Raw genomic sequence first — 11,386 nt, 5'->3', positions numbered from 1 at the left:
CGGACTCAGGCGAGGCCGGTGACGGATTCCGGGTTGTGCTCGTCACGCCAGCGGATTGCCTCGACCACCTTGTCAAGGTGGTACTCCGGCCCGCCCACTCCTACCGTGAACAGGTTCACGCCCTGATCCAGGAACGCCTGCGCATTGGCGGCACCCGGCCAGGCCACCGAGCGCTCGATCTGCGCCGGGTTGCGGCCCACCGCATCGCAGTGGTCGGCCAGCACCTGCGACTTGTGCTGCAGCGCTTCGAGATCGGCGAAGCTGTGCCAGATGTGCGCGTACTCCGCAACAAGTCGCAACGTCTTTCGCTCGCCGCCACCGCCGATCAGGATCGGAATATGGCGGGTGGGAGCGGGATTCAGCTTGGTCAGCCGCGCGGAGATCCGGGCGAGGTTCTCGCCGAGCAGTTTCAGTCGGGTGCCGGGAGTGCCGAAATCGTATCCGTACTCCCGATAGTCCTTTTCGAACCAGCCGCCGCCGATGCCGAGGATCAGCCGCCCGCCGCTGATGTGGTCGACGGTGCGGGCCATGTCCGCGAGCAGATCGGGATTGCGGTAGCCACCGCCGGTGACCAGGGCGCCGATCTCCACTCGTTCGGTCTGTTCGGCGAAGGCACCGAGCATCGTCCAACATTCGAAATGGGCGCCGTCCGGGTCGCCGTAGAGCGGATAGAAATGGTCCCAGTTGAAGACGATGTCGACGCCGGCATCCTCGGCGCGCAGCACGGCGTCGCGAATGTTCTGGTAGTTCGGTGCCTGCTGCGGCTGCAGTTGGACGCCGATCCGGATCTGGTTGGTCATTGGGCTCTCTCTCGATCGCGGTTCCGAGCACCGAGGCTACTGAGCGAACCGGGTGTCGGCCATACTGCTTGGGCGGTGCGTCCCCCGTGCCGCGTGCACTACTCGATCGTCCGGCACGTTCGTGGCGGTGAAGGGAGGGGTTCGTTGTGGCATCAGTGACCTACGACCGTGCGACCAAGCTGTTTCCCGGCTCCACCGAGCCCGCGGTCGACCAGCTCGAACTGCAGATCGAGGACGGTGAGTTCCTCGTTCTCGTCGGCCCGTCGGGCTGCGGCAAGTCCACCTCGCTACGGATGCTCGCCGGTCTCGACTCGGTGGACCTCGGGCGCATCTACATCGGTGACCGCGATGTCACCGGCGCGGAGCCCAAGGACCGCGACATCGCGATGGTGTTCCAGAACTACGCGCTCTATCCGCATATGACGGTCGCGGAGAACATGGGGTTTGCGCTCAAGCTCGCCGGGACCGACAAGGACGAGAAGCATCGCCGCGTGCAGGAGGCGGCGAAGCTGCTCGACCTGGAGAATTACCTCGACCGCAAGCCCAAGGCGTTGTCGGGTGGGCAGCGTCAGCGGGTGGCGATGGGCCGGGCGATCGTGCGCCAGCCGCAGGTCTTCCTGATGGACGAGCCGCTGAGCAACCTCGACGCGAAGCTGCGGGTCCAGACGCGCACCCAGATTGCCCAGCTGCAGCGGCGACTCGGCGTCACCACCGTCTACGTCACCCACGACCAGGTGGAGGCGATGACGATGGGCGACCGGGTCGCGGTGCTGAAGGACGGCGTGCTGCAACAGTGCGCCACCCCGCAGGAGCTGTACCGCCGGCCCGCCAACGTGTTCGTCGCCGGTTTCATGGGGTCGCCGGCGATGAACCTGTTCACGCTGCCGATCAGCGACGACGCGGTCACCGTCGGCCGATGGCGGCTTCCGGTGCCGCGCAACGTGGCTACTGCAGCCGGCGGCGCGAGCGTGACGGTCGGGATCCGGCCCGAGCACTTCGAACTCGGTGGCGACGGACTCGAGATGGAGGTCGCGGTCGTCGAGGAACTCGGGTCCGACGCATTCGTGTACGGCCGGGTGACCGGCGCGAACGGCGAACAGGTCGTGGCGCGCGCGGACTGGCGCAACCCGCCCCCGAAGGGGAGCCGGGTGCAGCTGAGCGCGGACGCCGACCACGTGCACTTCTTCGGTACGGACGGCCGCCGAATCGCCTGACCGAGAGCTTCGCGGAGGCCGCATGACGATCCAGAACGCATCGGTGCAGATTCCGCTGTGGATCGATCTGGCCGCGGTCGGCGTCGGCGCCGTTCAGGGTGCGAGTTTCGCGGCGGTCGAGGACGAGCGCGTCGAATACGACGTGCTCGCCGGATTCGTCTTCGCCATCGTCGTCGGTCTCGGTGGCGGGATTCTGCGCGACGTGCTGCTCAATATCGTGCCCGCCGCGCTGGCGAACGGCTGGTACCTCATCACGGCGGTGATCGCCGCCGTGGCAGGCATGGTCTTGGCGTATGTGGTGCATCGGCAGCAGTTGCTGGTGAATGTTTTGGATGCGGCCGCGCTCGGGCTGTTCGTGGTGGTCGGTGTGGTGAAGGCGCACGACGCCGACCTCGGCGTGTCGGCGGGGATCCTGCTCGGCACGATCACCGGCGTCGGCGGCGGCATGCTTCGCGACCTGTTGGCCGCCCGCCCGGTCGAGGTGATCCAGCGAACCGCGCCGTACGCGGTGATCGCATTGGCCGGTGCCGCCACCTTCGAATTGCTGACCGCCGTCGGTGTTTCCGTGCCGGCGAGCGCGAGCGTCACCTTCGTGGTCATCCTGGTCGCGCGAATCGTCTCGCTGTTCACCGACTGGCGGACTCCGCCGCCGCCGGTGTGGCGGCAGCGAGCGCGTTAGCGCGCTTTGCGCGGGCGCCAGCCCCGGTTCAGCCGCACCCGTAACTGCTCGAGCCCGACCTCGTTGCCTGCGGCACTGCGGACCTGTACCTGCACCGGCGAATCCGTCGAATCTTCGACGACGAGCAGCGGCGAAACACCCTCCTGCAGGTACTTGTCGCCCCACTGCATCAGTGCGAGCACGGCCGGCAACAGATCGCGGCCCATCTCGGTGAGCGCGTATTCGTGCCGGGTGCGCTGCCCCGCTTCCCGGTAGGGCTGTTTGCGCAGTAGACCGGCGTCGGTGAGCCGGCGCAGCTGTTTCGCTGCCACCGCTTCGGTGACGCCGACGCGGGTCGCGAAGCCGTCGAACCGCGTGGTGCCGTAGTACGCCTCGCGCAGGATCAGGATCGCCGAGCGGGTACCGATGAGATCCATCGCCTTACCGATCGAGCACTCGTCGGTCTTCCACTTCGACAGATCGGTGAGCGGTTGCTCCATCACTGCGGGCATGTGCCGATCCTATCAATCTCTGACTTGACGAATATAAAGCTAGCTTCTAGCGTTCTGACTATAGTAAGACAAAGTCAGCGATGATGGGAAAGGGAGTTACCGATGAGGGACGCAGTGATCGTCGAAGCGGTACGCACGCCGATCGGGAAGGGCAAGGCGACGGGAGCACTGCACGACGTGCATCCGGTGGATCTGCTCGCGCACAGCATCGCGGCGGTGGTCGAGCGCAGCGGTATCGACCCCACACTGATCGACGACGTGATCGGCGGCGTGGTCAGCCAGGTCGGCGAGCAGGGCGTCAACATGACCAGGCGCGCGGCGCTGGCCGCGGGTCTACCCGAGTCGGTGCCTGCCACGACGGTGGACCGGCAATGTGGCAGCAGTCAGCAGGCGATCCACTTCGCGGCGCAGGGCGTGATCGCCGGCGCCTACGACGTGGTCATCGCGGCCGGCGTGGAATCGATGAGCCGGGTGCCGATGGGCGCGAGCGCCGTGGGCGCCGACGACATCTCCGGCGTGGGGTTTGCGCAGCGCTATCCTGACGGGTTGATCGGCCAAGGCATCAGCGCCGAATTGATCGCGGCACGTTGGCAATTGCCGCGCACCCGGCTCGACGAGTTCGCACTGAGCAGTCACGCACGCGCGGCGGATGCGACCAAGAACGGACTGTTCGAGGCCGAACTCGCTCCGATCGCGGGCCTGCACGCCGACGAGGGCATCCGCACCGGAGGCGACCTGGAGACGCTCGCGAAGCTGCGTCCGGCCTATTACGACCCGGCGCTCGCAGCGCGCTTCCCCGAGATCGGCTGGAGCATCACCGCGGCCAACGCGAGCCAGATCAGTGACGGCAGCGCCGCGGTGCTGATCATGAGCGGTGAGCGCGCCCGTGAACTCGGTTTGACGCCGCTGGCGCGGCTGCACAGTTTCGCCGTGGCCGGCGACGACCCGCTGCTCATGCTGACCGGGGTGATCCCGGCGACGCGAAAGGTATTGCAGCGGGCCGGACTCGGGATCGGCGATATCGACCTGGTGGAGATCAACGAGGCGTTCTCTCCGGTGGTGCTCGCCTGGGCGGACGAATTCGGCGCCGACCTGGACCGGGTGAACGTGCACGGCGGGGCGCTCGCGATCGGTCATCCGCTCGGCGCCAGCGGTGCCCGGCTGGCCACCACGCTCGTGCACGCGATGCGGGAGCGCGGCGCGCGCTACGGTCTGCAAACCATGTGTGAGGCCGGCGGATTGGCGAACGCAACGGTGTACGAACTGCTCTGAGCATCGGCTGCACCCCGATCCGGAGTCAGCCGACCCGCGCACCGCAGTCCGCGAGGGTGGCGCGCAGCAGCAACGCGGCCTCCGGCCCGATCACCCCGTCGACCAGTTCGAGATAGCGCGAACAGAACTCGGGTCCGTGCGCGGGGTGGTCGGGATCGGGATCGAGGTGATGCGCGAGTTCGTGCAGGACGACGAACTCGCGCAGTGCCCATGCGGTGTTGCGGGTGTGCAGCGGGACGGCCAGGGTCGCGGTCGCGAACTCGTAGTGCGCGGCCGCGGTGCCGGCGCGGGCGCGGATCCGGACCGGTTCCGTCGCCCGCGGCCAGCGGTCCCGAATCCAATTGAGTCCGAGCACTTTATCCGCGTAGGTCTGCACGGACTCGATCGAGGCGAACCTGCGCTCGATCGGAAGGGTGACCTGCGAGCCGAGCACTTCGATCGCGCGCAGACCGTGCTCGTCGGCGCGCTCGAAGACCGTGCGGACGAATTGGTCGGCTTCGTAAACCTTGGCGCGCTGTGTATCTCGCGCGGGGCTCACGGCGCTTTCGCGCTCACCGTTCGAGCTTCCCGCGGGGGCCCGCGATCTCGGGCGCGGTGCCGATCCGGGCGCTGCGCCCGGCCCGGTCGCCGGCGCGCCGCGCGTGTGCGGAAAAGCCCGCCGGGGCGCGCGCACCACGCCAGGTACCGCGTGCCTGTGACGACTCGTGGTAGAAGTCGCGCAGCTCGATCTCTTTGTCGCGCAGCGCAAGTGCCGTGCCCGCAGCCGGGGTGTCCTGCGCGAGCGCGGCTTGTTCGGTTTCCCTCTTGGTCTCGGCAAGGCGCTGGCCGATCCGTTCGGCGAACGCGGTCTGGAAGTTCAGTCGTGCGGTGACCCCGGCGACCGGGACCGTCGTCAGGTACTGCACGCGTCTGCGCCCGCGGGTCTCGGTCACCAACCGTTCGGTGACCTCACCGCGGTAACTGCCAGCCTTGATGTAGGCGTCGCTCGCCCGGACCATCTGCACGAGCAGGCTGGCGTAGAGCGCCTCGCAGGTGTCGATGTCGGTGTCGAAACCGTAGGCGTAGACCAGCGCCGACGATTGCGTGATGTCGCAGCGCACGTCGTTCGCCGCGGCGATCAGGAGGAACAGCTGCGCGTAGGTGCGCAGCCCCTTCTTTCCCGCTGCACCGATCGTTACCATCCGCTGCGTCGGTACCGGGCGGCGCTCCCGGTTGGCGACATGCGAGCGTGCCACCGCGAGATCGATCGAGGACTGGGTGGCCAGCCGCTGCGCCGCGGCCAGAAACGCCGCGGCCTCGTGCTCGTTGTCGGTCGATTCTGCCTGCCGCAGCAGACCGCCGATCCGGGCGAGGGTCTTCTCGGAACTCACGGGCGCCAGGTTACGGACCACCGCAGACATGTGCTCGGAGTTATCCACAGGTGTCGTGTGCGGGTGGCGCGCTGAGGATTTCTCGGACGTGACCCTTGGTCGAGTCCGCGCGTCACAGTATCTTGCGAGATGCGACGGGGCCCACACGCTCTCTCCCCGTTGTCGACCGTGGCCCGATCCAACGACCGGAAGAAATGCATATGTCACTGAGATCGTCCGTCCTCCCCAAGGCGGTGCTGGCGGCGGTGTCCGTCGCGCTGCTCACCGCCACCGCCTGCTCGAGCGATGACGACTCCTCCGGATCGTCGGCGGAGAGCGCGACCGCACGCGGCCCGATCACCTACGTGGAAGGCAAGGACACCACCGAGACCGGTGTGGTGCGCCAGCTGATCGACCAGTGGAACTCCACCCACCCGGACGAAGAGGTCACGCTCAAGGAAGAGCCGAGCGACGCCGATCAGGCGCACGACGACATGGTGCAGCACCTGCAGGCCAAGGAAAGCGATTACGACGTGCTCGCGCTCGACGTGATCTGGACGGCCGAGTTCGCAGCCAAGGGCTGGCTGCAGCCGTTGAAGGACGACTTCGCCGTCGACACCGCGGGTCTGCTCGAGCCGACCGTGGCCAGCGGCACCTACAACGGCACTCTGTACGCGGCACCGAAGAACACCAACGGCGGACTGCTGTTCTACCGCAAGGATCTGGTGCCGAACCCGCCGACCACGTGGGCGGAGATGATGGGTGACTGCGGGATCGCCAAGCAGAACAACATCGGCTGCTATTCGGGTCAGTTCGCCGCCTACGAGGGCCTCACGGTGAACACCTCCGAGGGGATCAACGCGAACGGCGGCGCGTTCGTCGGCCCGGACGGCCGGACTGCGACCGTGGACAGCCCGCAGGCGCGCGCCGGACTGCAATCGCTGGTCGACGGGTTCAAGGACGGCAACATTCCGGCCGAGGCGATCACCTTCAAGGAGCAGGACAGCCAGCAGGCGTTCGAGAGCGGCAAGCTGCTGTTCCTGCGCAACTGGCCGTACGTGTACGGCACCGCGGCCAAGGAAGGCTCGCAGGTGCAGGGCAAGTACGACGTGGCGCCATTGCCCGGTGTGAGCGGGGTCGGCACTTCGACCCTCGGCGGCTACAACGCCGCGATCAGCGCCTACTCCGACCACAAGGCGACCGCGCTCGACTTCATCAAGTACCTGACCAGTGAGCAGGCCCAGCGGATCATCGCCGGCGGTTCGCTGCCGCCCGTGCTCGGTTCGCTCTATGACGATCCGGAACTGATCGCCCAGATGCCGTACTTGCCTGCGCTGAAGCAGTCGATCGCCAATGCGGTGCCGCGGCCGGTCACGCCGTACTACCCGGCGGTGACGAAGGCGGTGCAGGACAATGCCTATGCTGCCCTCAAGGGTGAGAAGTCGGTCGATCAGGCGATCACCGATATGCAGGCCGGTATCGAGACCGCCGGTTCGAAATAAGTCCGCAACCGGTGGTCGTCGAACCGCTAGGGAGTAGCTAAAGGGAGAGTGCATGGCTGTTCCGACTGGCCAAGCCAGCGGGGCCGAGCCAACCGTGATCGCGGCCGGAGGTGACCCCTCCGGCCGCGATCACGCTGGCGGGCCGGTGCAACAGCGCCGGCTGATCGCGAACTGGCGCGCGTGGGCGTTGATCGCGCCGGTGTTGATCGCGTTGGCGCTGGTGATCGGCTATCCGGTCATGCGCGCGCTGTACATGTCCTTCCAGAAGGACCCCGGCCTCGACCCGGAGACCGGGATGTTCGTCGAGGGCGGCAGCGCGGGATTCTCGAACTACACGCACTGGCTGTTGCAGCAGTGCCCCTCGGTGACCGGCGAGATGGTCCCCTGCCCCCCCGGCACCCTGGGCTCGCAGTTCTGGACGGCGGTGTTCACCACGCTCGGGCTCTCGGTCGTCACCGTCACGCTCGAGGTCGTGATCGGGCTCGGCATGGCGCTGGTCATGGCGCGGGCGTTCCGCGGCCGCGGTCTGCTCCGCGCGGCGGTGCTGATCCCGTGGGCGATCCCGACCGCGGTGACCGCGAAGCTGTGGTCCTTCATCTTCGCCACCGAGGGCATCGCGAACAAGATCCTCGGCACGCACATCCTATGGACCTCCGATGTATGGGCGGCCCGGTTCGCGGTGGTCATCTCCGACGTCTGGAAGACCACGCCGTTCGTCGCGCTGCTGATTCTGGCCGGGCTGCAAGTGATTCCGGGCGACGTGTTCGAGGCCGCCCGGATGGACGGCGCATCCGCGTGGCAACGGTTCTTGCACATCACGCTGCCGTTGGTGAAACCGGCGCTGATGGTGGCGATTCTGTTCCGCACGATGGACGCGCTGCGCATGTACGACCTGCCCGCGATCCTGATCGGCAACAACGAAGCCACCCGGACGATCTCGATGCTCGTGGTCGATCAGACCAGAGAGGGCTTCAATAGCGCGTCGGCGCTCTCGACCCTCACCTTCCTGATGATCTTCGCGATCGCGTTCATCCTCGTCCGGTTCCTCGGCGCGAACGCGGTGCGCACCCAGGAGGACCAGCGCACCGGAAAGGCGGTGCGGTGATGACCCATCGGGCCCCGGAATTGACCGAACCTCCGGTCGTGCACCGCCCCACCACGATCGAGCGGCTGCGGTCCAAACGCATCTATGTCGGCGTCGCGGCGATCCTGATCTGGGGACTCGCCCCGTTCTACTGGATGGTCGTCACGGCGTTGCGCGACCCGTTGTACACGTTCGACACCACGCCCTGGCCGACGCACGTCACGCTGGACAACTTCCGTGATGCGCTGTCCACCAGCAGCGGCAACAACTTCGTCCGCGCGCTCGTCAACAGCCTGATCATCGGCGGGCTGTCGACGCTGATCGCGGTGGTGCTCGGCATCTTCGCTGCATACGCGCTGGCGCGCATGGATTTCCGCGGCAAGTACCTCGTCGTCGGGATCATCCTCGGCGCGTCGATGTTCCCCGTGGTCTCGCTGGTGACGCCGCTGTTCCAGCTGTTCACCGATATCGGCTGGATGGGCAAGTACCAGGCCCTGATCATCCCGAACATTTCCTTCGTGCTGCCGCTGACCGTCTACACGCTGACCTCGTTCTTCGGCGAGCTGCCGTGGGAGCTGGAGGAAGCCGCGCGCATCGACGGCGCGAGTCGGGCACAGGCATTCCGGATGGTGATGCTGCCCCTGGCCGCGCCGGCGATCTTCACCACCGCGATCCTCGGGTTCATCGCGGCGGTCAACGAGTACCTGCTGGCCAGCCTGCTCTCGACCGACCGGACCGAACCGGTCACGGTGGCGATCGCACGTTTCTCCGGGAACGACCCGCATGTGGTGCCGTACACCGCGATCATGGCGGCGGGCACGATCGTGGCGGTCCCGCTCGTTGTGATGGTGCTGCTGTTCCAGCGCCGGATTATTTCCGGTCTTACGGCGGGTGGGGTGAAGAGTTGACCGGACCGGCTCGGCGCGCGTCCAATCTCGCACGCCAGCAGAAGCTCGAGATGCTGATCGGCATCTTCGGGTGCCTCACCGTGCTCGCGTTCGTTGCCGCGGTGGTCGGTATCGTGCGTGACGACCCGAGCGTCGCGACGTCGCTCGTCGTGCTCGGCGCGGCGGCGGCGTCGGGTCTCGCCATTCGAGCCCGACTGCGGGCATAGTCGAAGACGGGGCATAGTCGAAGACGGGGGCCGAGTCGACACGGGGACACGGGCGACACGGCGCCCGAGTGCCGCAGGTACGGCCGGCTCGACGAACGGCCGACGCAATCCAGAGGGAGCGACGCAGTGAACTTCGCGGTAGTGCAGCGACCGCAGATGCTGATCGCCGGTACCGTGCTGCGCAGTCCGGCGCTGATCGTCATCGAACCCGCGCGCAAGGTTCGGCTCGAGTCGGTGTGGAAACGCACCCTCGACAGCAATCCACCTGGCACACCCGCCACTGCCTATCTCGACTACGAGTCGGACCTGGATTCCTACGTGACCCAGATCGTCGGATACCGGTGCCGCGACCTCGGGGATCTGCGCGCCGGTGACGTGCTGGCCCGTATTCCCGGCGGCTCGTTCGCCAAGTTCACCGCCAGCCACTCCGACATCGCCACCGCGATCGAGATCGTCTGGCAGGCCGTGTGGGACGCCGAGGCGGCCGGCGAGATCGTGCGGTCCTACACCGGCGACTTCGAACGCTACCCAGACCACGGCACCGTGGTCGCCTACACGGCGCTCGCGAACGAGGAGCGGAGGCCACCGAAGTGAGCTTCGAAAAGGACGCCGAAGTGAGCTTCGAAAAGGATGCCGAAGTGAGCTTCGAAATAGTGACGCTGGAGGAATTTCTGGTGGCCGGCCTCACCGTCCCGCTCAGCGGGAACCGGGTCACCCGCCGCGACCTCGACCTGATCAACTTCACCTGGGACCGCTACCGCACTCGCGGCGGCGCGCGCCGGCGGGTGGCGGCATACATCGCGCAGGAGGAGAACAGTGTCGCAGTGCTCGGCTACGACCCGGTTTCGCTCGACGAGGTCGACCTGGGCGATGTGGTGACGCGCGTGCCGGCCGGCCGCTACGCCAAGTTCAGCGTCACCGGGCAGCCCTACGACCTCACCCGAACCGCGTGGGCAGATATCATCCGTGCGGAACGTGCCGGGCAGATCAAGCGCACCTACGTCGCCGATGTGGAGCGCTTCGACGACCCGAGCGCCATCGAGGTCTACATCTCCGTCGAATAGCAGCAGCTATGCCCGCCCGCTCAGCGGTTCCAGTGGCACCGACTGAACGGAACCGTTCAGTCGACTGGATCGACTGAACGTACCGTTCATTCGCCCGGGACCGCACCAGAAATTTCGGACCGCGCGAGCCGCTCCGCGCGCTCCTTGATCCCGATCAGCATTTTGCGTTCCATGACCAGCGAGCCCGGCTCCATCGGCACCATCCCGATCTTGTCCAGCAACCGGGGTAGCCGGAAGCGATTGCGGCTGATCAGTCGAGTGGTCCCGTCTGCACGGTCGCGAAGGGTGAACGCCCACACCCAGTTTCCATCCGCCGATTTCGTTGCGAACGCATGTCCCCCGTCCGCGATCTCGACCAGCATGCGGTTCGGGCCGAGTGCGATCTCCTCACCGATCCGGGGGCGCTGATACTCGTTGAGGACGTGGTCGGTGCTGTGCATGTGCAGGCCGAGCAGGTTCTCGATCCAGTCGTAGGTGTACGCGCCGCCGCGGGGATCGGGTCCCATTTGAGCGAGCCACGGATAGACGTGTTCCGGTCGCGCCGCGATGGTGATAGCGCGGGTCGACACGCCATCGGCTTTGGGCAGCAACTCGTCTCCGGGCAACGTCGCGGCGACCTCGTCGGCCGTGGCGCCCCAGTTGAGGATTGGCTGCCGGATGAACTGCCGGTAGCCGAGCGCCGCTGCTCCGACGGCGAGAATCCCCGCGGCGATTACGGTGGTGGGTCTCATACCGCAAGTGTGCGCCGGTCGCGTCCCGCCGAAAACCAACAGCGCCGCGCACCGAAACCGGTGCGCGGCGCTGTGTTGGAATCAGT

Annotated in this window: 14 protein-coding genes; 9 read left to right on the top strand and 5 right to left on the bottom strand. The window is 67.0% G+C overall.

Translation table 11 applies throughout. The annotated features are described in order from the left end of the window. Positions 1 to 5: 5 nt before the first annotated feature. Positions 6 to 800 (bottom strand): LLM class F420-dependent oxidoreductase, encoded by a 795-nt coding sequence (locus tag OG921_RS17380; RefSeq protein WP_266113743.1) that lies wholly within the window; start codon positions 798 to 800, stop codon positions 6 to 8. A gap of 146 nt (positions 801 to 946) precedes the next feature. Between OG921_RS17380 and OG921_RS17375 the strand changes: the two genes are divergently transcribed. Together OG921_RS17375 and OG921_RS17370 are read left to right on the top strand one after the other, a co-directional pair. Then, on the top strand, positions 947 to 2,014 hold the full coding sequence (locus OG921_RS17375; RefSeq protein ID WP_266113742.1) for an ABC transporter ATP-binding protein: 1,068 nt from the start codon (positions 947 to 949) through the stop codon (positions 2,012 to 2,014). Between the two features lie 22 nt (positions 2,015 to 2,036). Beyond that, a complete protein-coding gene (locus OG921_RS17370; protein WP_266113741.1) occupies positions 2,037 to 2,693 on the top strand; it encodes a trimeric intracellular cation channel family protein in 657 nt (218 codons plus the stop codon). Here OG921_RS17370 and OG921_RS17365 read toward each other — a convergent pair. Then, positions 2,690 to 3,184 (bottom strand): helix-turn-helix domain-containing protein, encoded by a 495-nt coding sequence (locus tag OG921_RS17365; protein ID WP_266113740.1) that lies wholly within the window; start codon positions 3,182 to 3,184, stop codon positions 2,690 to 2,692. The genes OG921_RS17370 and OG921_RS17365 overlap by 4 nt on opposite strands. 102 nt (positions 3,185 to 3,286) lie before the next feature. On the opposite strand from OG921_RS17365, the gene OG921_RS17360 reads away from it, so the two are divergent. After that, positions 3,287 to 4,456, top strand: a complete 1,170-nt coding sequence (locus OG921_RS17360; protein WP_266113739.1) for a thiolase family protein — start codon at positions 3,287 to 3,289, stop codon at positions 4,454 to 4,456. Between the two features lie 25 nt (positions 4,457 to 4,481). On the opposite strand, the gene OG921_RS17355 is transcribed toward OG921_RS17360, so the two are convergent. Continuing rightward, on the bottom strand, positions 4,482 to 4,994 hold the full coding sequence (locus OG921_RS17355) for a TIGR04338 family metallohydrolase (RefSeq protein WP_266113738.1): 513 nt from the start codon (positions 4,992 to 4,994) through the stop codon (positions 4,482 to 4,484). Between the two features lie 13 nt (positions 4,995 to 5,007). Continuing rightward, positions 5,008 to 5,826, bottom strand: coding sequence for a DUF2786 domain-containing protein (locus OG921_RS17350; protein ID WP_266113737.1), 819 nt, complete (start codon positions 5,824 to 5,826; stop codon positions 5,008 to 5,010). A gap of 200 nt (positions 5,827 to 6,026) precedes the next feature. Here OG921_RS17350 and OG921_RS17345 point away from each other — a divergent pair, with 200 nt between their 5' ends. From OG921_RS17345 to OG921_RS17320, 6 genes are all read left to right on the top strand, one after another. Then, entirely contained in the window at positions 6,027 to 7,307 is a 1,281-nt protein-coding gene (locus OG921_RS17345) for an ABC transporter substrate-binding protein (RefSeq protein ID WP_266113736.1), read from the top strand. A 52-nt stretch (positions 7,308 to 7,359) separates the two neighbouring features. Beyond that, entirely contained in the window at positions 7,360 to 8,412 is a 1,053-nt protein-coding gene (locus OG921_RS17340; protein WP_266113735.1) for a carbohydrate ABC transporter permease, read from the top strand. After that, complete coding sequence (locus OG921_RS17335; RefSeq protein ID WP_266113734.1) at positions 8,412 to 9,299, top strand: carbohydrate ABC transporter permease; 888 nt, start codon at positions 8,412 to 8,414, stop codon at positions 9,297 to 9,299. Before OG921_RS17340 ends, OG921_RS17335 begins: the two co-directional genes overlap by 1 nt. Next, positions 9,296 to 9,505: a hypothetical protein gene (locus OG921_RS17330; RefSeq protein ID WP_266113956.1), complete on the top strand. Its 210-nt coding sequence runs from the start codon at positions 9,296 to 9,298 to the stop codon at positions 9,503 to 9,505. The genes OG921_RS17335 and OG921_RS17330 overlap by 4 nt, the downstream gene beginning before the upstream one ends. Positions 9,506 to 9,631: 126 nt before the next feature. Further along, entirely contained in the window at positions 9,632 to 10,099 is a 468-nt protein-coding gene (locus OG921_RS17325) for an effector binding domain-containing protein (RefSeq protein WP_266113733.1), read from the top strand. After that, entirely contained in the window at positions 10,096 to 10,569 is a 474-nt protein-coding gene (locus OG921_RS17320) for a GyrI-like domain-containing protein (RefSeq protein ID WP_266113732.1), read from the top strand. The genes OG921_RS17325 and OG921_RS17320 overlap by 4 nt, the downstream gene beginning before the upstream one ends. Positions 10,570 to 10,655: 86 nt before the next feature. Here the strand turns inward: OG921_RS17320 and OG921_RS17315 are convergent, their stop codons facing one another. Then, complete coding sequence (locus tag OG921_RS17315) at positions 10,656 to 11,300, bottom strand: SRPBCC family protein (protein WP_266113730.1); 645 nt, start codon at positions 11,298 to 11,300, stop codon at positions 10,656 to 10,658. Between the last annotated feature and the right edge of the window lie 86 nt (positions 11,301 to 11,386).

The organism is Aldersonia sp. NBC_00410, assembly GCF_026342035.1.
Taxonomy (GTDB): domain Bacteria; phylum Actinomycetota; class Actinomycetes; order Mycobacteriales; family Mycobacteriaceae; genus Aldersonia.
This window is presented reverse-complemented; position numbering and strand designations above follow the sequence as displayed.

Bases quoted from the DNA above. Each gene is read 5' to 3' on its own strand.
- OG921_RS17365 (WP_266113740.1), bottom strand. From the start codon at position 3,184: ATGCCCGCAGTGATGGAGCAACCGCTCACCGATCTGTCGAAGTGGAAG.
- OG921_RS17335 (WP_266113734.1), top strand. From the start codon at position 8,412: ATGACCCATCGGGCCCCGGAATTGACCGAACCTCCGGTCGTGCACCGC.
- OG921_RS17340 (WP_266113735.1), top strand. From the start codon at position 7,360: ATGGCTGTTCCGACTGGCCAAGCCAGCGGGGCCGAGCCAACCGTGATC.
- OG921_RS17345 (WP_266113736.1), top strand. From the start codon at position 6,027: ATGTCACTGAGATCGTCCGTCCTCCCCAAGGCGGTGCTGGCGGCGGTG.
- OG921_RS17370 (WP_266113741.1), top strand. From the start codon at position 2,037: ATGACGATCCAGAACGCATCGGTGCAGATTCCGCTGTGGATCGATCTG.
- OG921_RS17315 (WP_266113730.1), bottom strand. From the start codon at position 11,300: ATGAGACCCACCACCGTAATCGCCGCGGGGATTCTCGCCGTCGGAGCA.
- OG921_RS17360 (WP_266113739.1), top strand. From the start codon at position 3,287: ATGAGGGACGCAGTGATCGTCGAAGCGGTACGCACGCCGATCGGGAAG.
- OG921_RS17380 (WP_266113743.1), bottom strand. From the start codon at position 800: ATGACCAACCAGATCCGGATCGGCGTCCAACTGCAGCCGCAGCAGGCA.